At 68.4% G+C, this 24,466-nt stretch carries 24 protein-coding genes and 1 pseudogene; 11 read left to right on the top strand and 14 right to left on the bottom strand.

Annotated elements, in window-relative coordinates; translation table 11 throughout:
- Positions 1–54: 54 nt before the first annotated feature.
- The 4 genes and pseudogenes from ABFT43_RS05540 to ABFT43_RS05525 all read right to left on the bottom strand — a co-directional run bounded on the left by ABFT43_RS05540 (position 55) and on the right by ABFT43_RS05525 (position 3,781).
- Positions 55–957, bottom strand: a complete 903-nt coding sequence (locus tag ABFT43_RS05540; RefSeq protein WP_347959385.1) for a lysophospholipid acyltransferase family protein — start codon at positions 955–957, stop codon at positions 55–57.
- Positions 954–1,854: pseudogene (locus ABFT43_RS05535) on the bottom strand (GNAT family N-acetyltransferase). The gene ABFT43_RS05540 and the pseudogene ABFT43_RS05535 overlap by 4 nt, the downstream one beginning before the upstream one ends.
- Before the next feature lie 133 nt (positions 1,855–1,987).
- Entirely contained in the window at positions 1,988–2,944 is a 957-nt protein-coding gene (locus tag ABFT43_RS05530) for an electron transfer flavoprotein subunit alpha/FixB family protein (protein ID WP_347959384.1), read from the bottom strand.
- Positions 2,945–2,995: 51 nt separating this feature from the next.
- Positions 2,996–3,781 carry an electron transfer flavoprotein subunit beta/FixA family protein gene (locus tag ABFT43_RS05525; protein WP_347959383.1) on the bottom strand — a complete coding sequence of 262 codons (786 nt, stop codon included), beginning with the start codon at positions 3,779–3,781 and terminating at the stop codon, positions 2,996–2,998.
- Positions 3,782–4,012: 231 nt separating this feature from the next.
- Between ABFT43_RS05525 and ABFT43_RS05520 the strand changes: the two genes are divergently transcribed.
- The 8 genes from ABFT43_RS05520 to ABFT43_RS05485 all read left to right on the top strand — a co-directional run bounded on the left by ABFT43_RS05520 (position 4,013) and on the right by ABFT43_RS05485 (position 11,754).
- A complete protein-coding gene (locus ABFT43_RS05520) occupies positions 4,013–4,846 on the top strand; it encodes a class I SAM-dependent methyltransferase (protein ID WP_347959382.1) in 834 nt (277 codons plus the stop codon).
- A 4-nt stretch (positions 4,847–4,850) separates the two neighbouring features.
- Positions 4,851–6,422: a glycoside hydrolase family 57 protein gene (locus tag ABFT43_RS05515; protein ID WP_347959381.1), complete on the top strand. Its 1,572-nt coding sequence runs from the start codon at positions 4,851–4,853 to the stop codon at positions 6,420–6,422.
- Complete coding sequence (locus tag ABFT43_RS05510; protein ID WP_347959380.1) at positions 6,423–7,685, top strand: glycosyltransferase family 4 protein; 1,263 nt, start codon at positions 6,423–6,425, stop codon at positions 7,683–7,685.
- 144 nt (positions 7,686–7,829) lie between these two features.
- Entirely contained in the window at positions 7,830–8,351 is a 522-nt protein-coding gene (locus ABFT43_RS05505) for an alternate-type signal peptide domain-containing protein (RefSeq protein ID WP_347959379.1), read from the top strand.
- Between the two features lie 13 nt (positions 8,352–8,364).
- Entirely contained in the window at positions 8,365–8,934 is a 570-nt protein-coding gene (locus ABFT43_RS05500; RefSeq protein ID WP_347959378.1) for a hypothetical protein, read from the top strand.
- The gene (locus ABFT43_RS05495) at positions 8,931–9,596 is read left to right on the top strand and encodes a signal peptidase I (RefSeq protein ID WP_347959377.1); all 666 of its coding nucleotides are present in this window, start codon (positions 8,931–8,933) and stop codon (positions 9,594–9,596) included. Before ABFT43_RS05500 ends, ABFT43_RS05495 begins: the two co-directional genes overlap by 4 nt.
- Before the next feature lie 35 nt (positions 9,597–9,631).
- The gene (locus ABFT43_RS05490; RefSeq protein WP_347959376.1) at positions 9,632–10,162 is read left to right on the top strand and encodes a hypothetical protein; all 531 of its coding nucleotides are present in this window, start codon (positions 9,632–9,634) and stop codon (positions 10,160–10,162) included.
- A gap of 152 nt (positions 10,163–10,314) precedes the next feature.
- Positions 10,315–11,754, top strand: a complete 1,440-nt coding sequence (locus tag ABFT43_RS05485) for a S24/S26 family peptidase (protein ID WP_347959375.1) — start codon at positions 10,315–10,317, stop codon at positions 11,752–11,754.
- A 56-nt stretch (positions 11,755–11,810) separates the two neighbouring features.
- Here ABFT43_RS05485 and ABFT43_RS05480 read toward each other — a convergent pair whose 3' ends face one another.
- Positions 11,811–12,569: an acyltransferase gene (locus ABFT43_RS05480; protein ID WP_347959374.1), complete on the bottom strand. Its 759-nt coding sequence runs from the start codon at positions 12,567–12,569 to the stop codon at positions 11,811–11,813.
- A gap of 91 nt (positions 12,570–12,660) precedes the next feature.
- On the opposite strand from ABFT43_RS05480, the gene ABFT43_RS05475 reads away from it, so the two are divergent.
- Positions 12,661–13,998 carry an outer membrane protein assembly factor BamB family protein gene (locus ABFT43_RS05475; RefSeq protein WP_347959373.1) on the top strand — a complete coding sequence of 446 codons (1,338 nt, stop codon included), beginning with the start codon at positions 12,661–12,663 and terminating at the stop codon, positions 13,996–13,998.
- A gap of 70 nt (positions 13,999–14,068) precedes the next feature.
- Here the strand turns inward: ABFT43_RS05475 and ABFT43_RS05470 are convergent, their stop codons facing one another.
- The 4 genes from ABFT43_RS05470 to ABFT43_RS05455 form a co-directional block, all read right to left on the bottom strand.
- A complete protein-coding gene (locus ABFT43_RS05470) occupies positions 14,069–14,701 on the bottom strand; it encodes a DUF3887 domain-containing protein (protein ID WP_347959372.1) in 633 nt (210 codons plus the stop codon).
- 61 nt (positions 14,702–14,762) lie between these two features.
- Positions 14,763–15,962 (bottom strand): class I SAM-dependent methyltransferase, encoded by a 1,200-nt coding sequence (locus ABFT43_RS05465; RefSeq protein WP_347959371.1) that lies wholly within the window; start codon positions 15,960–15,962, stop codon positions 14,763–14,765.
- 117 nt (positions 15,963–16,079) lie between these two features.
- Positions 16,080–17,054, bottom strand: a complete 975-nt coding sequence (locus ABFT43_RS05460) for a class I SAM-dependent methyltransferase (RefSeq protein WP_347959370.1) — start codon at positions 17,052–17,054, stop codon at positions 16,080–16,082.
- A gap of 67 nt (positions 17,055–17,121) precedes the next feature.
- Entirely contained in the window at positions 17,122–17,910 is a 789-nt protein-coding gene (locus ABFT43_RS05455) for an enoyl-CoA hydratase-related protein (protein ID WP_347959369.1), read from the bottom strand.
- 87 nt (positions 17,911–17,997) lie between these two features.
- Between ABFT43_RS05455 and ligD the strand changes: the two genes are divergently transcribed.
- A complete protein-coding gene (ligD, locus tag ABFT43_RS05450; protein ID WP_347959368.1) occupies positions 17,998–18,978 on the top strand; it encodes a non-homologous end-joining DNA ligase in 981 nt (326 codons plus the stop codon).
- Positions 18,979–19,022: 44 nt separating this feature from the next.
- On the opposite strand, the gene ABFT43_RS05445 is transcribed toward ligD, so the two are convergent.
- Positions 19,023–19,853 (bottom strand): NUDIX hydrolase, encoded by an 831-nt coding sequence (locus tag ABFT43_RS05445; RefSeq protein WP_347959367.1) that lies wholly within the window; start codon positions 19,851–19,853, stop codon positions 19,023–19,025.
- Positions 19,850–20,686: an ABC transporter ATP-binding protein gene (locus ABFT43_RS05440; RefSeq protein WP_347959366.1), complete on the bottom strand. Its 837-nt coding sequence runs from the start codon at positions 20,684–20,686 to the stop codon at positions 19,850–19,852. The genes ABFT43_RS05445 and ABFT43_RS05440 overlap by 4 nt, the downstream gene beginning before the upstream one ends.
- A gap of 124 nt (positions 20,687–20,810) precedes the next feature.
- On the opposite strand from ABFT43_RS05440, the gene ABFT43_RS05435 reads away from it, so the two are divergent.
- Positions 20,811–21,818 (top strand): LLM class flavin-dependent oxidoreductase, encoded by a 1,008-nt coding sequence (locus ABFT43_RS05435; protein ID WP_347959365.1) that lies wholly within the window; start codon positions 20,811–20,813, stop codon positions 21,816–21,818.
- 7 nt (positions 21,819–21,825) lie between these two features.
- On the opposite strand, the gene ABFT43_RS05430 is transcribed toward ABFT43_RS05435, so the two are convergent.
- The 3 genes from ABFT43_RS05430 to serB all read right to left on the bottom strand — a co-directional run bounded on the left by ABFT43_RS05430 (position 21,826) and on the right by serB (position 24,464).
- Entirely contained in the window at positions 21,826–22,281 is a 456-nt protein-coding gene (locus ABFT43_RS05430; RefSeq protein ID WP_347959364.1) for a cupin domain-containing protein, read from the bottom strand.
- A 44-nt stretch (positions 22,282–22,325) separates the two neighbouring features.
- Positions 22,326–23,141: a peptidyl-tRNA hydrolase gene (locus tag ABFT43_RS05425; protein WP_457590100.1), complete on the bottom strand. Its 816-nt coding sequence runs from the start codon at positions 23,139–23,141 to the stop codon at positions 22,326–22,328.
- Positions 23,142–23,222: 81 nt separating this feature from the next.
- The gene (gene serB, locus ABFT43_RS05420) at positions 23,223–24,464 is read right to left on the bottom strand and encodes a phosphoserine phosphatase SerB (protein WP_347959363.1); all 1,242 of its coding nucleotides are present in this window, start codon (positions 24,462–24,464) and stop codon (positions 23,223–23,225) included.
- Positions 24,465–24,466 lie beyond the last annotated feature (2 nt).

Raw genomic sequence — 24,466 nt, 5'->3', positions numbered from 1 at the left:
CGGCCGCCGCGCGGCCGGACACGCCAGTGAACCTATATCAGAGAACGACCGATGTCACTTTCCCGGACGCCACTTCTCGCCGCGACGTTCGCCGACGACGACCCGCCGGCAGCGCGCGGCGAGTTCGCGGCGATCGACGCGGGGCGGTTCGAGGGGCCCGAGACGCACTTCGACGACCAGGCCACGAGCGGTGAGGACCCGGCCCAGCGTGGCCAGGGGCGTGTCGTCACCGATGAAACCCGGCTCGGGCGCGGGTCGGCCGCCATTGCCGCGGAAACGGAGACCGACCGGGAGCACCGGCACCCCGGCGTCGACGGCGGCCTGGAAGAAGGCAGGCCGGAAGGCGCCGGCCTCCCGACCGCAGAAGGTCGTGCCCTCGGGGAAGACGATGACCGACTCGCCGCGGCGTAGCCGCGCGGTCACCTCGTCGACCGTCGCGGGGAGGTCGCGCAGCCGGCGACGGTCCACGCCGATCACCCCGCACCGTCGGGCCGCCGATGCGACGAGCGGCATGTCGAGCACCTCCGACTTCGCGACGACGGGCGCGGGAACGACGAGCGAGAGCGCCAGGATGTCCAGGTAGGAGATGTGGTTGGCGACGACGAGGGCGGGGGTGGCGCGCTGGGCTCCGGACCGGCGGTCGTCGATGACCGTCCGGATGCCGAGTGCCGCGAGACACGCCCTGGAGGCACGGGATCGGCGTCCCGGAGACCGCCCGGCCCGGTCCCCCGCGACCCCGGGTACGACGAACCGGGCGATGACCGCCACCAGTCGGGTCGCCCGCCATCCGGCCCGCACCAGGTCGCCGAGCCGGTCGAGGCCTCTCCTGTCGCGCGGGCGCAGGCATCGGCTCCCGCAGGTGCTGACCGGGAACCACGCGTGTAGGGAGGACGAGGCCCTCGATCCGGCCGCCGACCGGTCGGCGGCGGCGAGGTCCGGGACGAGCAGCGCGCTCACGAAGCCCGGCTCCCGGGAGTCCCCGTCACCCCCGCTCGCGCCGCCGTCCCGAGACGCTGCGCGCTGGACCGCAACCGCTCGAGGTACCGCCGGTTGGCGCCGTCCCGGTCGATCAGGGTGAGGAAGTCGGCCACGCCGAAGACGTCGTCGACGGCCGGGTCACCGCAGATCCGCGCGCCCATCCGGAGGTAGCCGCGCAGGAGCGGCGGCATGCCGAGCGTCTCCGACGGCGCGATGTCGTCGAGGAGCCTGCCCTCGACGCGGGCGACGGTCAGCGGATACGCCGTCCGGGTCCGGGTGCCGGTGATCCCGGCGCAGTCGATCGCGGACGGCGCCGAGCACGGCTCCCGGCTCGCTCTCCCCCGGGCTGTACAACGGCACCGAGACACACCCCATCAGGTAGCGGTGTCCGGTCTGCTCCGTGTATTGCAGCAGCGCCGCCCACATGAGCGCGGTGACCGAGCCGTCCCGATGGCGGGAATCGACATAGGCACGCCCCAATTCGACCGTGGCCGAGGCGATGTCGTCGAATTCGCGGAGGTCGAACTCGGTCGAGGAGTACCAGCCGCCGGCGGCGATCGCGCGTGCCGGGGCCAGCAGGCGGGCGCACCCGATGAGACCGTGGGCCTCGTGGACGACGAGGTGTTCGCAGAACGAGTCGAACCGGTCGGCGTCGAGTCCGGTGCGAGGGTCGCCGATCCGGTCGGAGAAGCCCGGCTCGTCGACGAAGACCCGGTAGCGGAGTCGTTGCGCCGCAACGATGTCGGCCGGGTCGTCGGAGACGGCGACGCGAACCGGACCCGCACCGAGCAGGGTGGTGGCTCGGCGTGGCGGGGCGAGGTACCTGATGGCGTTCACACCTCGAAGGAAAACATCGCGAGACGTCGCCGCGGCCACGCTGACGTGTCGTGTCGGCGCCGGTCAGATGAACAGCGGCGCGAACCGTCCCGGAATGCACGATGGCCCCCGACGCGAACGTCGGGGGCCATCGTGGAACCCGGTCGGCCTCAGCGGCCGGTGATCGGCGAGATCACTTGCGCTTCTTGATCTCCTCGGTCAGCTGCGGGGCGACGTTGAACAGGTCGCCCACGACGCCGTAGTCGGCGATCTCGAAGATCGGCGCCTCTTCGTCCTTGTTGACTGCGACGATGGTCTTCGAAGTCTGCATGCCGGCGCGGTGCTGGATCGCGCCCGAGATGCCGAGGGCGATGTACAGCTGCGGCGACACGGTCTTGCCGGTCTGGCCGACCTGGAACTGGCCGGGGTAGTAGCCGGAGTCGACGGCGGCACGCGAGGCACCGACGGCGGCGCCGAGCGCGTCGGCGAGCTCCTCGACGACCGAGAACTTCTCGGCGCTACCGACGCCACGACCACCGGAGACGACGATCGAGGCCTCGGTGAGCTCCGGACGGTCGCCGCCGACGTTCGGCTCGACCTTGGTGATCTTGACGGCGTTCTCGGCCACGGCCGGGACCTCGACGTCGACACGCTCGCCGGCGCCGGCCTGCGGAGCGGCCTCGACGCCACCCGGGCGGATCGAGAAGATGGGGGTCTCGCCCTTGGCCTGGGCCTCGACGGTGAACGCGCCACCGAAGATCGAGTGGACGCCCACGGCGCCTTCCTTGACGTCGACGACGTCCGCGAGGACGCCCGAGCCCAGACGCACGGCCAGGCGGCCCGCGATCTCCTTGCCGTCGGCGGTCGCGGCGACGAGGATGCCGGCCGGCGACACGTCTTCGGCGATCGCCGACAGGACGTTGACCTGCGGATCGATCAGGTAGTTGGCCACGTCGTCGGACTCGGCGACGTAGATCTTCTCGGCGCCGGCCTCCTTGAGGCCGTCGATGATGCCGTCGGCCGAGCCGGGCTTGCCGACGACGACTGCCGACGGGGTACCGAGAGCGCGGGCGGCGGTGATGAGCTCGCTGGTGACCTTCTTCAGGGCGCCTTCGGCGTCCTGCTCCACGAGCACGAGTACTTCTGCCATGTTGGTTTTCTCCTGGATGTCTTGGGTTCGCCGGTGGTCTGTCGAGAAGAACTAGATGATCTTCTGGCTGACCAGGAACTCGGCGACCTTGGTGCCGCCGTCGCCTTCGTCGGTGACGCGCTCGCCCGCGGTCTTCGGCGGCTTCGGGGTCGAGGAGGTCACGACGGTGCCCGCGTTCTCCAGGCCCACATCGCTCGGCTCGACGTCGATCTCGGCCAGCGAGACGACCTGGACTTCCTTCTTCTTGGCGGCCATGATGCCCTTGAAGGACGGGAAGCGCGGCTCGTTGATCTTCTCGTTGACGCTGACGATGGCCGGCAGCGACGCCTCGACGTGGAAGATGCCCTCGTCGGTCTCGCGCTCACCCTTGAGGGTGTCACCCTCGACGGTCAGCTTGCGCAGGTGGGTGAGGTGCGGAAGCTCCAGGTACTCGGCGATCATGGCCGGGATGGCGCCGACGCGACCGTCGGTGGCCTCGTTACCGGCGATGACCAGCTCGACGCCCTCGACGGTGCCGAGTGCGCGGGCCAGGACGTACGCGGTCTGAACCGCGTCCGAGCCGTGCAGGAGGTCGTCCTTGATGTGGATGGCCTTGTCCGCACCCATGGACAGAGCCTTGCGGATGGCGTCGGTGGCGCGCTCCGGACCTGCGGTCAGGATGGTGACCTCACCGCCATCGGCCTCCTTGATCTTCAGAGCTTCCTCGACGGCCCGCTCGTTGATCTCGTCCAGGACGGCGTCGGCGGCCTCGCGGTCGAGCGTGAAGTCGTCGTCCTTCAACTTCCGCTCGGACCACGTGTCGGGAACCTGCTTGATCAGTACGACAATATTTGTCATGGGTCTACGTCGACCTCCTGCGTCGGGTTCGGCAACTTACCGGCGGGTAAGGCCATGGGTCTCCCCCACTTTAGCGTCTCCTATCTTCTCACTAAACATCGACTACCTCACACTATGGAGCTGTGGCGGCCCCGCGAGTTGACAGCGGGCCCGACGTGCGTTTCCGAGCCGCTCGGGCGCACGGGCCGGGACCGGCGATCGGCGCGTCGGCCATGCCCTACGCTCGTGCAGATGACTGACTCAGACCTCGGCTCCCCGGCCCCTGCTGTGGCGGCACCGGCCGGGACCACCGGCCTCGAGGCGCTCGACACCGATCAGCAGCTCGCGCTGACCGGCGAGCGGACCGTTCCGGGCATTCCCGCGGAGAACTACTGGTTCCGACGCCACGAGATCGCCTACCTCCACATCGTGGATCGGTGTCCGGGCCGCGACGTGCTGGAGGCAGGGTCCGGCGAGGGCTACGGCGCCGCGATGATCGCCGACGCGGGAGCGTCGTCGGTGATCTGCGTCGACTACGACGCCGCCGCGGTCGAGCACACGCGCCGTCGCTACCCGGGACTGATCGTGCATCAGGGCAATCTCGTCGACCTGCCGCTCGCGGACGCCTCGGTCGACGTGGTGGTGAACTTCCAGGTCATCGAGCACCTGTGGGATCAGGCGAAGTTCATCGACGAGTGCCGGCGAGTGCTGCGTCCCGGCGGTGAGCTGCTGATCTCGACGCCCAACCGGATCACCTTCTCCCCCGGCCGCGACACCCCGTTGAACCCGTTCCACACGCGTGAGCTCGATGCCGCGGAGCTCACCGAGCTGATCGTCGACGGCGGTTTCACGCTCGACGCGATGCTCGGCGTCCACCACGGCGCGCGGCTGGTCGCCCTCGACGAGAAGTGGGGCGGTTCGCTGATCGATGCGCAGATCGCGCGTGCGCTCGCCGGCGAGGAGTGGCCGGAGGACCTGGTCGCCGACGTCGCGGGTGTCACCGCTCGGGATTTCGACATCCTCGACGCGCGTGAGCGCGACATCGACGCGTCCCTCGATCTGTTCGCCGTGGCGATCCGGGCCTGATGCCGTGACGAACAACGATTCCACGGTTCCGGGCCAGTTCACCTTCGTCCTGCACTCCCACCTGCCGTGGCTGGCCAACCACGGACGCTGGCCGGTCGGGGAGGAATGGCTGTACCAGTCGTGGGCGGCGTCGTACCTGCCGCTGTTCGACATGCTCGAACGGCTCGCCGACGACGGGTTCGGCGATCAGCTGTCCCTGGGTATCACCCCGGTGTTGGCGGCACAGCTCGACGACCCGCACTGCGCGGCGTCGATGTACGAGTGGCTCGCCGACTGGCAGCTCCGCGCCACCGAGGCGGCGACGTCGTCCGACGCCGACCGCGCCGACGCCGGTCGTCGTGAGTACCTGGCGGCACGGCGAGCGATGGAGACCTTCGAGACCAAATGGCGCCACGGTGCGTCCCCGCTGATCCGGCGGGTCGCGTCGAGTGGCGTCGTGGAGATCCTCGGCGGACCGCTCGCCCATCCGTTCGCTCCCCTGCTCGATCCACGACTGCGGGTCTTCTCGCTCACCGAGGGCCTGCACGACGCGCGGGCGCGGTGGGGTTTCGACCCCGCCGGGATCTGGGCGCCGGAGTGCGCCTTCGACCCGGGCATGGAGGCCGAGTACGCGGCCGCCGGGGTCGGACACTTCATGGTCGACGGACCGACGCTGCACGGTGACACCGCGCTCGGCCGCCCGGTCGGCGACAGTGGGGTCATCGCCTACGGCCGCGACCTGACGGTCAGCTACCGGGTGTGGTCGCCGAAGTCGGGGTATCCGGGACATGCCGCGTATCGCGACTTCCACACCTACGACCACGAATCCGGTCTCAAGCGGTTCCGGGTCACCGGGCGGACCGTGCCCGGCGACAAGAAGAAGCCGTACGACCCGTCGCGCGTCGACGCGGTGATCGATCAGCACGTCGAGGATTTCGTCGGGCACGTCCGTCGGCGTCTCATCGAAGAATCCGCCCGGATCGGGCGAGATGCGTTGGTGGTGGCCGCATTCGACACCGAACTCTTCGGACACTGGTGGCACGAGGGCCCGGTGTGGCTGGAACGCGTGCTGCGCCGTCTGCGTGAGGTCGGGGTGAAGGTCGGAACCCTCGCCGGCGCAACACGATCCGGCCTGGTCGGCGAGCCGGTCGAGCTGCCCGCGTCGTCGTGGGGCTCCGGCAAGGACTGGCGGGTGTGGAACGGCCCTCAGGTCGAGCACCTGGTGACCCTGAACGCAGAGGTCACCGAGACCGCGCTCGACGCCGTCGCCAAGCTGCTCGCCGGTCGCCGGGAACGCAACCGGGTGGCCGATCAGATCGTGCGGGAGACGCTGCTCACGGTTTCGTCGGACTGGCCGTTCATGGTGTCCAAGGACACCGCCGCGCAGTACGCTGTCTCGCGAGCGCACACACACGCACATGCGACACGAGAGATCTGCGACGCCGCGCTACGCGGTCGACACGACGCCGCGTCGACCCTGGCCCACAACTGGGCGCAGGCCGACAATCTCTTCCCCGCACTCGATGCGCGCCGACTGCACGCGATCATGACGGCGGAGGGGCTGCGCCCCGGATTCGGCACGGACGGGGGTCTGTAGATGAAGGTGCTGTTCGTCTCGTGGGAGTACCCGCCCGTCGTCGTCGGAGGTCTCGGCCGCCACGTGCATCATCTCGCCACGGAGATGGCCGCCGCCGGCCACGAGGTCGTGGTGCTGACGCGCCACCCGTCCGGCACCGATGCGGTCACACACCCCACGACCGACACCGTCGTCGAGGGTGTGCGCGTGATCGCGGTCGCCGAGGATCCGCCGGAGTTCGACTTCGGCGAGGACATGATGGCGTGGACCCTCGCGATGGGGCACTCCTTCATCCGCGCCGGCCTGAGATTCCTTGCGGGCGAATCGCGCTGGACACCCGACGTGGTGCACGCCCACGACTGGCTGGTCGCCCATCCGTCGATCGCGCTGGCCGAGTTCTTCGACGTGCCACTGGTTTCCACCATCCACGCGACCGAGGCCGGCCGACACAGCGGCTGGGTCAGTGGACGCACCAACCGTCAGGTGCACTCGGTGGAGTGGTGGCTCGTCGCCGAATCCGATGCTCTCATCACGTGTTCGGCGTCGATGCGTGACGAGGTGAACCGGCTGTTCGGTTACGACGCCGGCGACATCACGGTGATCCACAACGGAATCGACATCCGCACCTGGCCGTTCGCGCCACGCACCCGGACGAACGGTCCTGCCGAGCTGCTGTTCGCGGGTCGTCTCGAGTACGAGAAGGGCGTGCAGGACCTGCTGGCCGCACTCCCCCGGATCCGTCGCAGCCATCCCGGAACCACGCTGACCATCGCCGGTGACGGCACCCAGCGCGACTGGCTGATGGAACTCGCCCGCAAGTACCGGGTGGCCAAGGCGGTGAACTTCGTCGGCGCCGTAGGACACGAGGATCTGGTGACGCTGATGCACCGGTGCGACGCGATCGTGCTGCCGAGCCGCTACGAGCCGTTCGGGATCGTCGCGCTCGAGGCCGCGGCGACCGGTATCCCGCTGGTCGTGTCCACCGCGGGCGGCCTGGGCGAGGCGGTGCAGGAACCCGACACCGGGCTGACCTTCGAGCCGGCCGACGTCGCCGGGTTGACGGCCGCGGTTCGGGCCACGCTGTCGGATCCGGATGCCGCGGCGCAGCGTGCGCTGCGCGCGCGGGCGCGCCTGACCGAGGAGTTCTCGTGGGCGGAGGTCGCCGAACGCACCGCCTCGGTACACCTCGCGGCGAAACGACGGGTTCGCCATCCCATCGGCCGACCGGACATTCCGTTACGGCCTCTACCGGAACGAGACCCCAACAATCCGATCGAGCACTGATTTTCACTTTTCATAACAACTGTGTCACTGGCCTCAATTTTTACTTCGGTTCCATAAACGAAAAACTTCGCGATTCGCTAGCGTGACGCGCATTCCCCATCGCAAATGCCCTGGGGTGCGGTTTTCCCTGAAAGGGGCACGTGAATGAATCGGAAGACGAAAGGCGCCATCGCGGTCGGCGCCGGAGCGATCCTGCTGCTCGGCGGAATGGGGTCGTATGCGCTGTGGAGCGACCAGGAGGACGTTGCCGGCGGTTCGATCACCACGGGCGACTTCGGGCTCGATTGCCCGGCGGGAACCTGGACCGACGTGTCCGGCGACGTCCCGGTGGTGACGATCAACCCTGCCTCCGACCTGATGGTGCCGGGCGACACCTGGGAGTACAACGCGAACTGCACCGTGACGGCCACGGGAAAGAACATGAGGGCCGAATTGTCGGTCATCGGGATCGGCACCGGATCCACCACGCCGACAACGACATATGTCACCACCACGACCGTGGTGGGCGGCGGCGCTCCGAATGCGCCCGTGACGGTCTCGAACGGCGAGGTCCTCCCGGTCACCGTGACGGTCGCTTTCTCGTCCGCAACTCCGAATACGGAGTTCACGAACGGGACGATCAATGTCAGTGGCATGAAGATCGAACTGAATCAGGTCCGTCCGTAACCGCGGAGAATTCATGCCGGAAGCCCTGAAACGGCGGGGCGTCCTCTATGCGGCCCTGGCGGTCGGGGTGGTCGTGCTGCTCTTCGGATCGGTACAGACCACCCTGGCGCTGTGGTCCGCGCAGGCGGACGGCTCGACGACCGACATCACCACCGGAACCATCGGTCTCGCACCGGGCTCCGGCGGTGGTTCGTTCACGTTCCCGGCACTCAACGGCTCCAACGTCGTTCCCGGGCAACCCCGACAGGCGGTGCTGACCATCACCAACACCGGGTCAACTCCGCTGCGGTTCCGGTTGGCCTCCGCCGGGCCGGTGGTGTCGACGCCGGGGTCCACGGTCACCGTGAACCTGTCGGGGGCCCCGACGTCGACCTGCCCGGGCACGGGCACGCCGTTGACCGGGGCATTCACGGCACAGAACACCTCGGGCACGGGAACGTCGTTCACCTCGCCGTGGACACCGCTCGCCGTGGGCGCCTCCACCGACTGGTGCATCCGGGCCGACCTGGTCTCGGTCACGGGAACCCAGCCCGCGACGTTCACGATCACCTTCGATTTCGCAGCGGAGCAGATCCGACCATGACCGAACCGACATCGACGCCGGCCGTCGACGACCAGCCGACGGTCGAATTCCCCAGGGCGGATACCGATCCGCCCGTCGACCGGCCGGACGCGCGACGCGGTCCACTGCACCATCTGTGGCAGGGCGTCTCGTGGCTGCTTCTGATCGGCGCCGTCGCGATCCTGTGTCTGACCATCCTCATCCCGAGGATCGCGGGCGCACAGGCGTACACGGTGCTGACCGGATCGATGAGCCCGGACTATCCACCGGGCACCCTCATCGTGGTGAAACCCAGGCCGGCGGACGAGATCCGGGTCGGTGACGTCATCACATATCAAATCCGTTCGGGATCACCGGAAGTCGTGACCCACCGAGTGATCGACGTGACCGAGAACGAGCAGGGCGAGCTCCGGTTCATCACGCAGGGCGACAACAACGGTGTCGCCGACGCGGAGCCTGTCCGCCCGGTGCAGGTCCGCGGTGAGCTCTGGTACTCCGTGCCCTACATCGGCTGGGTCAACAACTGGTTCACCAAGGACCTGCGCACGGTGACGATCTTCGTGCTGGCGGGATTGTTGTTCGCCTATGGCGGTTGGCAGTTCATCGCCGATCATCGAGAACGAAAGAACGACGACGGCTCCGACACAATCAGGCCCGAACCCAAGTCCGAGACAACCTCATGAAACGGATTCGCTGGTCCCCCAACGTCTCACGGCGGGTGCGCGCGCTGCTCACCTGTGGACTCCTACTGACTACGGCCACAGTCGGCACCACTGCGCTGTGGTCGACGACCGCAGCCACTACCTCGGGCACGTTCACCACTGCCAATATCGAACTCGAAGTCAGCGGTTTCGACACGTACACATTCACTTTTCCCGGCTCAATGCTGCCCGGCGACAGCACCGCCGCCGTGGTGAACGTCCAGAACAAGAGTTCTGTCGCAATCCGCTACAGCTCTAGGGTTTCCAGCGGCGCCGAACTAGGTCGCGCGATGTTATTGAAGGTCATTGCAGGAGGCGTGCTCAGCGGCGCCACCTGCCAATTGGGTTCGTCGGGAACAGCCGTGGTCAATGCCTTCCCGATCACGTCCTCCGATACTGTCTTCGACACCGGACGAGGCCCGTTGGCCGCGACGAACGGCGAACAGGCGCTCTGTCTGCAGCTGACCTTGCCCATATCCGCCCAAGGCAGCCTGGCAGGCGCCACCAGCACCGTCAAGTTCACCTTCGACGCATCGGCGGACTCCTGATGGGGCACTCAGTGCAGGACGAACCACCCACCATCGAGTTCGCCGCTCCGGCCACACGCCCTCTCGGTGACCGCCTTCTGACCCTCGGTGCCGTACTCGGCACACTCTGCATGATCTCGGCAGTCCTGGCCCTGAGTCTCGGTCTTCGCCCGATGATCTTTGAGACCGGATCTATGGCACCCACCATTCCGACAGGATCCCTGGGCTTGAGCCGCACGGCCCCGGCCACGTCTGTCCGCAAGGGCGACGTTGTCAGCGTTGTCCGCGACGACGGAGTCCGAGTGACACACCGCGTCGAATCGGTTTCCGATCCCGCCGGCAACTCCGTGAGCCTCCGACTCCGCGGTGATGCGAACGACACCACCGACCGGCGGAACTACGTGGTGACCGAGGTCCAGCGAGTTGTCGGCACAGTCCCACTTCTCGGCTACGTGGCTGCGTGGTTCAAGAACCCTTACACGCTCGCGCTCCAGACATCGGCAGTCGTGCTCCTTCTCGGGGTCGCATTCGCCCCGAAGCGCGGCTGGCGCAACTCACCTGGAGGACAACGCATCCTGGTCGGCACTGCCGCCGCCACGGTCGTGGTTATGGGCGTCAGTAGTGTCCAGGGCGCCGGCGAGGCACACGCAGCGACCACAGCGACCGCGACGGGCACGGTGCATGCCGGCGTTCCGAACGGCCCCGGATGGTTCGGGTGTGCCGACCGCACCGTGCTGCTCCTGTTCAACACAGTCAGGCTCACATGGGAGGCTTCACCTGTATATACGCAATACAAGTTGAGCTTTCCCGACTATCCCTCACTCACTCCGTTGTACTTGGACTCGAGTGACGACGAAGACTCCGACCCGAATACCTTCACCTATTCGATAGCGCAAGGGCTCGTCACGACATTGTTGAGTCTCTTGCTCAACTGGACCGGCTCCCCATTTCGCATTCGACTCACCAACTTGGTCGAGAACTTCGAATCCACGTCTTATCTGGATCAGGCGATCAGGCGCACCACAGCCTTGGAGCTTCCGGCGGGTGTCCGTTGTGTGTCCGCTGGAACTGTCGAAGCCCCATCGGGAGCAGTGGCTCGTCGCGCTGCACCGAAGTCACTCATTCCCGAATCCCCCGATTCCTCGGAATTCTCGGACCCCTCGGAATCAGTGTCGCCCGAATCCGCGAAAGGGTCCACTCCGACAGCCGAGTCCACAGAAGCCGACGAGTCATCGACCCCCACCCCGACGAGAACGGAACTGCCAGCCGACGGAAAGCTGTCGGACTCCGGCAACTACGCCTATTACATGTCGGGCGGCGAGGTCACGATCCGCAGTGCCGAGAACGGCGAGCCCGAGTACGAGGGTCGGTTCTCCGCCCGCAGCAACATCCGGTGGCTGCCCCGCACGTCGACGCTGGAGATCTCCGAACCCGACGGCACGGTGACGTTGGTGGAGAAGGTCGGGTCCGAGTGGCGGGAGACCGTGAAGTCGGAGCCCTCGCCGGCGGCTGCCGGTGATCGGTCTGCTGCTGCCTCCGAGGGACCCGTGCCCGCGGCCGATGAGTCGGGCCCCGCCGACACCGAACCGGACAACGACGAAGAAGGTCCGTGAGATCCGGTGCGGTTTCGGTGCGCTCACCGTGTCGAACCGCCCCGGATCCGAATCCCCTACTTCCCCTTCGCCGCGGCCTCGGCAGCCGCCTTCTTGCGCTCGATGTCGGCGAGCGCACGCTCGAGCTCGGCACGCTGTACGGCGTTCTTGTTCCACTCGTCCATGCGGTTCTTCACCACGCGTGCGGGGGCGCCGACGGCGATGGAGTAGTCCGGGATCCGGCCCTTGACCACCGCATGTGAGCCGAGGACGCAGCCGCGGCCGACGATCGTGTTGCGCAGCACCGACACCTTCGCCGCGACCCAGGTGTCCGGACCGATGCGGACCGGGCCCTTGACGATGCCCTGGTCCTTGATGGGCAGGTTGACGTCGTCCATCTTGTGGTCGAAGTCGCAGATGTAGCACCAGTCGGCGACCAGCGTCGACCCGCCGATCTCGACGTCGAGGTAGGCGTTGACGACGTTGTTGCAGCCGAAGACGGTCTTGTCGCCGATCTTGAGGCTGCCCTCGTGGCAGCGGATGGAGTTGCCGTCGCCGATGTGCACCCAGCGACCGATCTCCATGCGGGCGAGTTCGGGCGTGCAGTGGATCTCCACGTTGCGGCCGAGGAACACCATGCCCTTGAGGACGATGTGCGGGTTGGCCAGCCGGAATTTCGCCAGACGGTAGTAGCGGACCAGGTACCAGGGGGTGTACGCCCGGTTGCGTTTCACCCAGCGGAGCGAATCCAGTGTGAGGAATCGGGCCTGCTCGGGGTCGCGGCGACGGCCCGCGCGACGGCGGGACCGGTACGAGGCGTTCCACATGGTGGTCATGGGACAAACCCTAAACGACCGATTTTTCGCACACGATAGGCTCACTGCTGGCACGTTTCGTGCCGGTGAGGACCGACCGATGAGGAGCGCGATGGCCTTGGCACGACCGAAGGTGTCCCGACACCGCCGATCTGCGCTGACCCGGCTGTTCGTGGCCGTCACCGCCGTGTGTTCGCTAGGACTCGCGGCGTGCTCCGACGGACACATCGACGTACGTTCCATCCCCAGCATCGGTTGGCCCAGCTACGGCGGCGTGCCCGGCAACGGCAACTTCGCCTACGCCGACGTCCCCGACGACCTCACCCTGAGCTGGACGCGTCCCACCGGCGGCCCGGTCACCGCGCCCGTCACGATCTCCGGCAAGGGCAACGTCGGCGTGACGTCGAACGCCCCAGAGGGCTGCAATGTGCTGGTGCTCGACGGTCGTTCGGGCCGCAAGAACTTCTGCAAGGACATGCGGGCCGGCGTCGAGATGAACGCGATGCTCGTCGACCAGTACGACCAGCCGTACCTCGGCGAGGAGACCACCTTCCTCGCCTTCAACGCCGGCGGCGCCATCCGGTGGCGTGCCGGGGTGATCGGTGTGCCGCTGTCGGCGAAGTTCGCCGCCCCGAACGTCGTGCTGGTGGTGACGACTCAGGGCCAGATCCTGCTCGTCGACACCCAGCGCAACGAGCTCGTCGCCCCCGAGGTCAAGTTGCGCGACGACGCCGATCCCGAGCAGCCGCTGCTCGGCTTCGACGAGTGCGTCCGCGGCGGACCGAAGTGCGCGATCCCCGCCCCCGCAGCGGTCGACACCGCCCGGGAACGCTTCTACCTGAACTTCTTCCCGCAGGACGCGGCCACGTCGCAGATCCGCGCGATGAAGTACAGCGCGGTCGGCGGTCAGCGCGAGGTCCGCACCGCATGGAAGGCCGAGATCCCCGGCGGCGTCGTCGGCACGCCGACGCTCTCGACCGACGGCACGACGCTGTACGCGTTCGCGCGCGACGGCCGACTCGTCGCTTTGGACTCCGAGGACGGCTCGACGCGGTGGACCTACGACCTCGGTGACCCCGGCTTCGCGACGATGACCGTCTCCCCCAGCGGGCTGATCATCCCGGCCGGCAGGGTCGGCGCCCCGCTGCGGCTGTTGCGCGATGCCGGTGACCGCGCCGAACAGCTCTGGCAGCGCGACGATCTCGCGACCGCGAGCCTGTCGACCCTGACCCAGCAGCAGACCGCGTGGACGGTCGCTCGCGATCCGGGCAAGGAGTCGCTGTCTCTGGTGGAGGTGTCCACCGCCGACGGTTCGACGAAACGGACGCTGCCGCTGCCGAATTCGTCTGGTTTCGCGACGGGTGTCGCGGTCTCGTACTGGGGCCAGATCGCCACCGCGACGAACGCCGGCGAGGTCTACTTCTTCGATAGCGAGAAGAACCTGAACTAGGGCTCTGACGCAGAATGCGGTCTGGGTGTCCTCTTCCGACACCCGGACCGCATTCTCGTTTCGGGATGTTCTACAGGTCCTTGCCCGCGGCGTCGGGGTTGAGGAAGTACAGGCCGGCGACGCGACCATCGGCGTCGAACGCAACGCGGAAGACCATCTCACCGGCCTCCTGCTCGAACGGGACGTCGACGACGGTGTGCAGCCCGTGGCCGCGGACGAAAGGCGTTCCGGTGCTCTCGAGTTCACCGTGGAGCGCCACCACCGCGGCCCAGGCGTCCGCGAGCGCCTTCTCCGACAGCGCCGCGGTCATCGTCTCGTCGAAACGCGCGGTGACGGTGGCCCATTCGGCACCGGCGATCTTCTCGAGCAGATCGAGGGCCATCGCGTCGGCGTGCGGGATCGTCGTCTTCTGCATGGGTGCTCCTGTTCTCGGATCGATGGGTTTGCCGAAGCGTTGGAACGCGGCCTGCCTGGTGACGCCGACGACGTCACCGATCTCCTGCCAAGTGCACCCGTGATCACGTGCGGCGCGTGCCGTCGCGCTGAGTAGATCCTCCGCACGACGACTCAACTGCAGGGCGTCATGGACCCTGGTCAACGCCGCTTCACGCGCACCGGGGTCCCCCGGCTCGACGCCGGGCCCGGTCGCCACGCTGCGCGCGTATCGCTCGATCTGACGGGCTGTTTCTTCCACCTCGGACACTTGTAAAGACTAGGTTTACAAACCCGGTTGTGTCAAGCCCAGGTTTACGACCCTTGTCCCGTCAGAAGCGGACCCCGGGCTCGCAGATGAATGCCACACCCTTGCGGCCGATGCGGGTGAGCACCACGGACAGTGGACGAGAGCCCTTGGTTTTCAACTTTTTTCGCAGTTGGTCCGGATCGACGTCGAGGCCGCGGACGAGGATCTCCAACGGCCCGGCGTCGTGCGCGGACAACGCCTTGCGAAGAACCTTCTCCGAGGTGCCGACCTGCTCGATGACCCGGAAGCCCCGCGCCCCCGCGGGCACGGACTTGCCGGTCAGATACGCGATCTGGGGATCGAGCTGCCAGAGACCGAAGCGGTGCGCGTAGTGCCGCACCAGACCGGCACGGATGATCGCGCCGTCCGGGTCGACGATCCACTCCCCCACCTCGCCCGCCGGTACGTCGTCGTCCTCGCGGTCGGTGATCTCGAATGTCGCCACGGTGCCGTCGGACCGGGTCCGCAGCACGGTGGCGCGGCGGCCGGGGTCGATGCCCGGCCCCGACCACAGGCACGCCTCGCGAACACCCCCGTCGAGCGACGTGACCTGGACCTCGCCGTCGAATCCGTAGCGGTTGCGTAGCAATTGGTGATCGAGGCCCGGTGCGCACTTCACGAGCAGCACCCGCCCGGCATAGGTGGTGAGGAGTTCGAGCAGCGGCGGGGTCAGCTGGTCGAGCCGGAAGACCCGCCCGGCGGCGGACCGTCGGGCGGGGTCGGCGAGCAGGACGTCGGCGGTCGACGTCGGGGTGAGCGCGTCGGCCACCAGCAGCGTCGCGCCCGGCACGTTGTGGCGTGCCATCGCGAGCCGGACCCGGTCGATGTCGCTGCCGATGACTCCGGATATTCCCTTGGACTGCACCAGCTCTCGGAGTTCGGCACCGATCGAGCAGGTCATGTCGTGGACCACCGCACCCGCGAAGCGCGTGGCGATCTCGGCGGCACGATGGGCGGCCACGGCCGATGCGGTGGCCTGCTGGAGCCCGTCGTCGGTGAACAGCATCTCGGCGGGCTCGCGGAGTTTCGCGACGGCGCGGCGCCGGCAACGGACCGTCTCGATGAGCGCGGGATCGTGCGGTGCGTAACGGCTGCGTGCCTCGGTGATGTCGGCCAGCATCGACGCCGGGGTCAGCTCGAGGGTCGAGACCATCTCCAACGCCTTCTCGCCGTGCCGCGAACGCAGGAACGCGACGTCGTCGAGGGTGAAGGAGTAGCTCATGGAGATGCAGGCTACCGTCCGCGTCACCCGCAGAGGGTCTGCGACCCCGGCGTCGAGACACACGGGGATCCGTAGAAACAAGCGGCGCTATGACCCGCTGGTTTCTACGGATCGCGGTTACTCGGGCTTGGTGCCCGTGACCACGACGTTGTAGAAGAATTTCGGCGGCACGACCTTGCGCAGCACGTTCTCGTCGAGCCAGGTCAGGCGCTTCCAGCCGCCGAACGCGAAACGCGCCCAGCCCCAGCCCAGCTTCTCCGGCGGGACCGCGGCCTCGAAGGTGCGAACCGGCCAGCCCAGCATCGCGGCGGTGAATTCCTCGGTGGCGGTACGGACCTCGGCGGCTCCGGCCGAGCGTGCGATGCCGGCGAGCTCGTCGGGATCGAAGGTGTGGATGTCGACGACTGCCTCGAGCGCGGCGGCGCGCGACGACTCGTCGAGCTCCTCCTGCGGACGGCGCCAGCCGCGCAGCGGGCCGAACCGGGTGACGTTGGTGGTGATCGCCCACGTCGCGCGGCTCAGCCAGCGGGCGTAGAAGTCACCGATCGTCGACGGCTCACCGGCGAACACGAAGCGGCCGCCCGGCTTGAGGACGCGCAGCACCTCGCGCAGCGACTGCTCGACATCCGGGATGTGGTGCAGCACAGCGTGTCCGACGACGAGGTCGAAGGTGTTGTCGTCGTACGGGATCTTCTCGGCGTCGGCGACGCGGCCGTCGACGTCGAGGCCGAGGTTCTCGGCGTTGCGCAGCGCGACCTTCACCATTCCCGGCGACAGGTCGGTGAGCGACCCCTTCTTCGCGACCCCCGACTGCATCAGGTTCAGCAGGAAGAAGCCGGTGCCGCAACCGAGTTCCATCGCACGCTCGTACGGGAGCGGCTCGTCGGCGGCGACGGCGTCGAAACGTCCGCGCGCGTACTCGATGCAGCGCTCGTCGAAGCTGATCGACCACTTCTCGTCATAGGTCTCGGCTTCCCAGTCGTGGTAGAGGACCTGGGCGAGCTTGGTGTCCTTGAGTGCGGCCTGCACCTGCTCCTCGGTGGCATGCGGGTTCGGCGCCGGATCGGTACCCGGGGTTGCGTCGGTGGTCATGATCGCTTCCTGTCGCGTGAATGGGTCACTTGCAATGAATCTGAGATCGGCAGCGGCCGGAGTTCGCTCAGCGTCCGAGGAACTTCGCCTTGCCGGGGCCGTTCTCCACGAACGACCTCATGCCGATGGCGCGGTCCTCGGTGGCGAACAGCGCGGCGAAGAGCTGCTCCTCGATCTTCAGGCCGGTGTCGAGGTCGACGCCGAGGCCCTGATCGACGGCCTTCTTGGCGGCGGCCAGGGCCACCGACGCGGCGTTGGCGAACTGTCCGGCCCAGGCGAGGGCGGCGTTGTACACCTCGTCGGGGGCGACGACCTCGTCGACCAGACCGATCCGCAGCGCCTCCTCCGCATCGACGAACCGGCCGGTGAACATGAGATCCTTGGCCTTCGACGGCCCGATGAGCCTCGCCAGTCGCTGCGTGCCGCCACCTCCGGGGATCACACCCAGCAGGATCTCGGGCACACCGAGCTTGGCGTTGTCGCCGGCGATGCGACGGTCGGCACCCAGCGCGACCTCGAGGCCGCCGCCGAGCGCGTAGCCCGTGATCGCGGCGACTGTCGGCTTCGGGATCTCGGAGATGGCGCCCAGGTCGCGCTGCAGGCGGCCGGCGACCTTGCTCATCTCCGCATAGGAGAGATCGTTCATCTCCTTGATGTCGGCGCCGGCGGCCAGCACCTTGGGACCGCCGTAGACCACGACGGCCTTGATGTCGTCGCGGACCGTGGCCTCCTCGGCGGCCGCGCGCAGCTCGGCCTGCACCTGGCGGCTCAGCGCGTTCATCGGCGGTCGCGAGATGAGGATGGTGCCCACGCCGGGGTGGTCGTCGGACGTCTCGAGTGTCACGAACTCAGGCATTCTCGAAGGCTACCGTTTGGTAAGTCCGCGGCGTGCGGCCAGCCCGGACAAGCCCCGCATCCCGCCGCCGGCACCTACAGTGGCCTCATGGCGAAGGGCGAGGCTTCCGCAGGTGAACCCGTCGAACTCGAGGTCGGCGGGCGCACCATCCGACTGACGAGCCCCGACCGCGTCTACTTCACCGAACGCGGCGAGACCAAGCTCGACCTCGCGAACTACTACCTGTCCGTCGGCGACGGCATCGTCCGGGCCCTCCGCGAACGCCCCTGCATGCTGCACCGCTTCCCCAAGGGCGTTAGCGGCAACAAGGTCCACCAGAAACGGATCCCCGCGGGCGCACCGGACTGGCTGGAGACCACCGAGATCTACTTCCCCCGCTATGGCCGCACCGCCAACGAGCTGTGCGTGACCGAACTGGCGTCGGTGATCTGGGCGGTGCAGATGTCGACGGTCGAGTTCCATCCCTGGAACTCCCGACGCGCCGACCCCGAATCACCCGACGAGTGGCGCATCGACCTCGACCCGATGCCCGAGTGCGACTTCCCGCGAATCCGCCGGGTCGCACACGTGGTCCGCGAGGTGCTCGACGAACTCGACATGCGCGGCTTCCCGAAGACGTCGGGCGGTCGCGGCCTGCACGTGTACGTCCGCATCGCCCCGGAATGGGGATTCCCGCAGGTCCGGCGCGCCGCGCTGGCGTTCGCGCGGGAGGTGGAGCGTCGAGCGCCGAAGGACGTGACGACGACATGGTGGCGCAAGGACCGCGATCCCGCCGCGGTGTTCGTCGACTACAACCAGAACACCCGCGACCACACGATGGCCGCGGCGTACTCCGTGCGCGGCAACCCGCGGGCGACGGTGTCGACGCCGGTGCGCTGGGACGAGATCGACGACATCGAACCCGACGACTTCACCATCGCCACCGTGCCCGCGCGATTCGCCGAACTCGGCGACCTGCACGCAGAGATCGACGATGTCGCACACCGGCTGGACACTCTCCTCGACTGGGCGGATCGCGACGACATCGCCGAGGAGTCCGAGGCCGAGGTCGGCGAGAAGGATCGGTAGAGGAGGATCGGCAGAGGAGGATCGGCAGAGGGCGGCCCGCCGCCTCAGAGAGTGATCTCCGGCGGCTTCTGGTCGCCCAGGGTGCGGAAGTACTCGTCCGACCCGGGGAAACCGAGCCCCTGCAGGCCGGCACCGGGGGTGATGTCGGGCAGGATCGGCGAGATCGCGCGTTCGGCCGCCAACAACTCGGCGACGGTGTCGAAACCACTCACGTAGCGCAGCTGCGCCCAGGTGGGCGGCAGCAGGAAGTGCTTGCCCGACGACCAGAGGTCGATGGCCTTCGACGCGGCGATCCAGTCGGCGACCTCGGCCTCGCTGGTCTCGGCGTCGGCGTGCTGCCCCTCGGGCATCGCGGCGAGGAAGAACCGGGTGTCGTACCGGCGCTTCTCGTTGACCGGGGTGATCCAGTGCGCGAGCGGGCTGAGCAGGTCGGCGCGCAGCGTGAGACCCCGTGAGGTGAGGAACTCGGCGAACGACAGCGATTTCTCGACGAGACGCCTGCGATCATCGGCCAGGGCCCCCGGGTCGGCGAACGCACCGTCATCGGTGGTCGCGAGCAGGACACCGCACTCCTCGAAGGTCTCCCGCACGGCTGCGCACACGAGGGCCTGGGCGAGCTCGGCCTCGGCACTGAACCGCTCGGCCCACCACTGGGCGTCGGGACCGGTCCAGGCCACATGGGCCCCGGCGTCACGCTGGTCGACGCCGCCGCCCGGGAAGACGGTCATGCCGCCGGCGAAGGCCATCTGCTTGACCCGGCGTTGCAGGAACACCTCGATGCCGTCGGCGGAATCGCGGACCAGGACGACGGTCGCGGCGTCGCGCAACGGCGCGGGTTCGGACACGGCGTCGGGCGCCTGATCGGTAGACGTCATTGGTCGCCTCCTGCTCGACGATGACCGCCCGCACGACGGCGTCGTCGGGCGAAGTACCGGCCGTCGACCTTGTCGAGGGCGATCTGCTGCCGGAACGCCTTGGTGAGGTTCTCGCTGGTGAGGACGTCCTCGAGCAGGCCCTGCGCGACCACACCGCCCTCGGACAGGATCATCGCGTGCGTGAAGCCCTCCGGGATCTCCTCCACGTGATGGGTGATGAGCACGATGGCCGGGGCGGCGGGATCGGCGGCGAGCGTCGAGAGCCGGTCGACGAGCTCCTCGCGGCCGCCGAGGTCGAGACCGGCCGCCGGCTCGTCGAGCAGCAACAGTTCGGGGTCGGTCATGAGCGCGCGGGCGATGATGACCCGCTTGCGCTCCCCCTCCGACAGCGTCCCGAACCGACGGTCGGCGAGGTGCTCGGCGCCCATCGACTCCAACGACTCGATGGCCTGCTCGCGGTCCATCTCGTCGTACTTCTCCCGCCAGCGCCCGAGCACGGCGTACCCGGCGGAGACGACCACGTCACTGACGATCTCGTCGTCGGGCACGCGGTCGACGAGGGCGGGACTCGCCACACCGATGCGGACGGCGAGCTCGCGGACCTCGATCCGGCCGAGCTTCTCGTTCAGCAGGAACGCGGTGCCCGAGGTCGGGTGGATCTCGGCGCCCGCGAGGCGCAGCAGCGTGGTCTTGCCCGCGCCGTTGGGGCCGATGATGACCCAGCGCTCGTCCAGTTCGACCTGCCAGGAGAGCGGGCCGACGAGGGTTTTCCCGTCACGGACGATCGCGACGTCGCGGAAGTCGATCAAGAGGTCGGGGTCGGATTCGGTCACGACCCCTATCCTGCCTCACGGCCGGGGGTCGGACCGCGCGCGACTCCCGTGTCGGGGGCACCCGATCCGCGCCGTGTGCCGGGTGCCGGGAATACCCCCGGCGGATGCGCGGTTGACCGGATACGTGACGTCTCGACAAGTACCCCTCTCGATCCTGGATCTCGCCTACGTCGGCCGCGATGAGACCGTTGCGGAAAGTTTCGCCGCCAGTGTCGATCTCGCACAACGCGCGGAGAAGTGGGGGTACAAGCGCATCTGGTACGCCGAGCACCACAACATGTCGACGATCGCGTCGTCGGCGCCGGCCGTCCTGATCGCGCACATCGCCGCCCACACCTCGACAATCCGCCTCGGCGCGGGTGGCGTGATGCTGCCGAACCACGCCCCGCTGACCATCGCCGAACAATTCGGCACGCTCGCCGAACTCCACCCCGGACGCATCGACCTGGGCCTCGGGCGCGCACCGGGCACCGACCAGCAGACGTTCCAGGCGCTGCGGCGCACCGTGGCGTCGGCCGACCGGTTCCCGCACGACGTCCTCGAACTCCAGGCCTTCCTGGGTGACGAGTCCCGCATCGAGGGCGTCCGCGCCACACCCGGAGCCGGTACGCACGTACCGCTCTACATCCTCGGATCGTCGTTGTTCGGCGCTCAGCTCGCCGCGGCGCTGGGTCTCCCCTACGCGTTCGCGTCGCATTTCGCCCCGCAGGCGTTGCTCGACGCGGTCCGGTTGTACCGCCGCGAGTTCCGGCCGTCGCAACACCTGTCCGAGCCATACGTGATCGCCGGGGTCGGGGCGATCGCCCACGATGACGCCGACGTCGCGCGCGAGCAATTGCTCATCGCGAAGCGGCAGCGCGTCTCGTTGCTCTTCGGACGCGGCGGACGGAAGTTCACCGACGAGGAGGCCGACGCCATCCTCTCGACACCGCAGGGTCGTCAGGTCGACGAGATGCTGCGGTACGCGGGTGTCGGCACGCCGGACGAGGTGCGCGAGTACCTCGCCTGGTTCGCCGATCACGCCGACGCCGACGAGCTGATCGTCGCGTCGGTGGCACCGAGCCGTGAGGTGTGGCGGGGCACGTTCGAGCACATCGCACCGGTGAATTCACCGGTCGCCGTGGCCGACTGACGCGCGCCTACCGCTCGACGAGCCGGAAATCCTCGAAGTCGAATCCGGGTACCACGATGCAGCTCACCAGAGCCGCCTCGTCGCCGAGCGGCCGGGCCCGCTGCCACACGCCCGGCGGCACCAGCGCCTGCGGCTGATGGCCGGCCGCGATGTCGGGGCCGACGACGATCGGGGACGGTTCGCCGGGCGCGCCGCCGTCGCCACCGAGATCCAGCTGGACCGGAGCGCCACGGTGGTAAAGCCAGATCTCCGCGCTGCGCACGGTGTGCCACGCCGACTGCTGTCCAGGCATCAGGACGAAGTAGATCGCGGTGCCGGCGGCACGATCCCCCGGATAACCGTCCGGCAGCGCCGACTGCGGCAGCCGGATCTCGCTGCGCCACGTCTGATGGTAGTGGCCACCTTCGGGATGGGGTTGCAGGTCAAGGCTTTTCGCCCAGTCGGGTAGTTCGGTGGCGCTCATCTGTCCCCTGTCGTGGAATCGACGTCAGTTCCCGACAGATGATCTCAGTTCCGAACGACTTCCGCGATGACGGTGACCGAACCCGGCGCGATCTCGGTGAAACCCGCGTCGCGCACCGCGACCGCCTTGCCCACGGCGTCGGCGTCGAGCAGCTCCGTCCAGCGTTCCGGGGTCGCCTCGCGAACGGCCAACGGGCACCCGTCCATCCGCCACCGCACGGCCTCGTCGGCAGACAGCAGCTTCGCGGCCAGCATGGAGCCGTGCCCGACCTGTGCGGCGAGTTTGCCGACGGTCATGTCGAGCCCGGGGTTGGTCCACAGGACGACGCCGGATCCGGGCGGCTCGGACGGCAGTGTGCCCTCGACCTCGGTGCCGCCGATCTGCAGCTTCTTGATCCGCCGGTCGAGATCGCCGACGCGGCCGGGCACGAAGGCCCGCGCCTGCGCGCTGCCCTCCTGCGCGGTGACCCCCCACACCTCTTGCGCGGCAGCCCATTGCGACCCGCGCGCACGCCGCGCAATCTTGCGGATGCGGGCATTGCACCACGCGTCCATCGGCGCCGCCCAGGGACCGTCGCCGGCGGCGCGGTCGTCGAGGCACAGCAGCGCGACGGCGCGCGCCGCCGCGGTCAGCAGATCGGTGCGATCCGGTGGGTCGCTCTTCTCGATGCGCAGCACCATCGGCATCGCCAGTACGGCGGCCGGGTCCTCGGGGTCCTCACCGCCGCCGATGTATCCGGCCAGACGCCGGTGGTTGGCGACGATGGCCTCGGGGGTCGCCGGAATGCCGGCACCGATGCCGAGTGCGTCGTCGGACGCGGTCGCCCCGTGCTCGACGGGTGGTGTCAGGTCGTCACTCACGGTCACCCCCGGCTCTCATGTTCCACGGAGAACGGACACGGCAGCCGACGAGTCGACTGCCGTGTCCGGTATCAGGTCGTCTCAGCCGAGCGGCACGCGTCGCAGAACGCCGTCGGCGGCATCGGCTGCCTCGATCTCGTCGCGCGACACCCCGAGGATGAACAGCACGGCGTCGAGGAACGGATGGTTCAGGGTCGCGTCGGCGACCTCCCGCAGCGCCGGCTTCGCGTTGAACGCGATGCCGAGTCCGGCCACGCTGAGCATGTCGATGTCGTTGGCGCCGTCGCCGACCGCGATCGTCTGCTCCATGGGCACCCCGACCTGATCGGCGAACGTACGCAGCGCGCGCGCCTTGCCCATCCGGTCGACGACCTCACCGACCACCCGTCCGGTGAGTTTGCCGTCGACGATCTCCAAGGTGTTGGCCCGGACGAAGTCGAGTTCGAGTTCGTGCGCCAGCCCGTCGATCACCTGGCGGAATCCACCCGACACGAGGCCGCAGTGGAAGCCGAGGCGGTGCAGGGTGCGGATCGTGGTGCGCGCACCCGGGGTGAGCTGCAGCGACTTCGCGACCTCGTCGATGACGCCGGCGTCGAGGCCGGCGAGGGCCGCGACGCGCTCGTGCAGGGACTGCTCGAAGTCGAGTTCACCGCGCATGGCCCGCTCGGTGACCGCCGCGACCTCCGCCTCACGGCCGGCCTTGGCGGCGAGCATCTCGATGACCTCTCCCTGGATGAGGGTGGAGTCGACGTCGAAGACGATGAGCCGCTTGGCTCGCCGGGCGAGACCGCCCCGTTCGACGGCGATGTCGACCGAGTGCTTCGCGGCGACCTCGGCGAGGCCCTTGCGCAGTGCCGCGTCGGCGGCGACCCCGCCGCGGCCGGCGACGCTCACCATGAGCTCGAGGCCGGTCAGCGGGTAGTCCGCGATGCCGCGGATCGAGTCGATGTTGCCGCCCTGCGACGCCAGCTCGCCGGCGACCGCGCTGAACGCGGTGGCCGTGACCGGGCTGCCGAGGATCACCACCGCATGCGATGACGGCGGTCGGCCACCCGGGTCGACGCCGATCTCGACGCGGACGTCGAACCCGATGGAGGCCATCGCCTGCTCGACGATGTCCTGCAGGGTTTCGGGATCACCTTGGGCGGACACCAGCACGCCGAGGGTCAACTGGCCGCGGATGACGACCTGTTCGACGTCCAGCAGTGCAACGGCCTGACCGGCCAGGGCCCCCATCAGAACGGAGGTGACCCCTGGCCGGTCGGGACCGGTGACCGTGAAGAGAACGGTCGTGCCGGTAGTGCCTGTTGAGTCGTTGCTCACCG

Source organism: Gordonia aurantiaca, from assembly GCF_039939235.1.
In the GTDB taxonomy this organism is placed as follows: Bacteria; Actinomycetota; Actinomycetes; order Mycobacteriales; family Mycobacteriaceae; genus Gordonia.
The sequence above is the reverse complement of the archived record's forward strand: the minus strand, read 5'-3'. Positions and strand labels throughout refer to the sequence as shown.

Bases quoted from the DNA above. Each gene is read 5' to 3' on its own strand.
- ABFT43_RS05530 (WP_347959384.1), bottom strand. From the start codon at position 2,944: ATGGCAGAAGTACTCGTGCTCGTGGAGCAGGACGCCGAAGGCGCCCTG.
- ABFT43_RS05525 (WP_347959383.1), bottom strand. From the start codon at position 3,781: ATGACAAATATTGTCGTACTGATCAAGCAGGTTCCCGACACGTGGTCC.
- ABFT43_RS05520 (WP_347959382.1), top strand. From the start codon at position 4,013: ATGACTGACTCAGACCTCGGCTCCCCGGCCCCTGCTGTGGCGGCACCG.
- ABFT43_RS05510 (WP_347959380.1), top strand. From the start codon at position 6,423: ATGAAGGTGCTGTTCGTCTCGTGGGAGTACCCGCCCGTCGTCGTCGGA.
- ABFT43_RS05505 (WP_347959379.1), top strand. From the start codon at position 7,830: ATGAATCGGAAGACGAAAGGCGCCATCGCGGTCGGCGCCGGAGCGATC.
- ABFT43_RS05500 (WP_347959378.1), top strand. From the start codon at position 8,365: ATGCCGGAAGCCCTGAAACGGCGGGGCGTCCTCTATGCGGCCCTGGCG.
- ABFT43_RS05495 (WP_347959377.1), top strand. From the start codon at position 8,931: ATGACCGAACCGACATCGACGCCGGCCGTCGACGACCAGCCGACGGTC.
- ABFT43_RS05485 (WP_347959375.1), top strand. From the start codon at position 10,315: ATGATCTTTGAGACCGGATCTATGGCACCCACCATTCCGACAGGATCC.
- ABFT43_RS05480 (WP_347959374.1), bottom strand. From the start codon at position 12,569: ATGACCACCATGTGGAACGCCTCGTACCGGTCCCGCCGTCGCGCGGGC.
- ABFT43_RS05475 (WP_347959373.1), top strand. From the start codon at position 12,661: ATGGCCTTGGCACGACCGAAGGTGTCCCGACACCGCCGATCTGCGCTG.
- ABFT43_RS05465 (WP_347959371.1), bottom strand. From the start codon at position 15,962: ATGAGCTACTCCTTCACCCTCGACGACGTCGCGTTCCTGCGTTCGCGG.
- ABFT43_RS05460 (WP_347959370.1), bottom strand. From the start codon at position 17,054: ATGACCACCGACGCAACCCCGGGTACCGATCCGGCGCCGAACCCGCAT.
- ABFT43_RS05455 (WP_347959369.1), bottom strand. From the start codon at position 17,910: ATGCCTGAGTTCGTGACACTCGAGACGTCCGACGACCACCCCGGCGTG.
- ligD (WP_347959368.1), top strand. From the start codon at position 17,998: ATGGCGAAGGGCGAGGCTTCCGCAGGTGAACCCGTCGAACTCGAGGTC.
- ABFT43_RS05445 (WP_347959367.1), bottom strand. From the start codon at position 19,853: ATGACGTCTACCGATCAGGCGCCCGACGCCGTGTCCGAACCCGCGCCG.
- ABFT43_RS05430 (WP_347959364.1), bottom strand. From the start codon at position 22,281: ATGAGCGCCACCGAACTACCCGACTGGGCGAAAAGCCTTGACCTGCAA.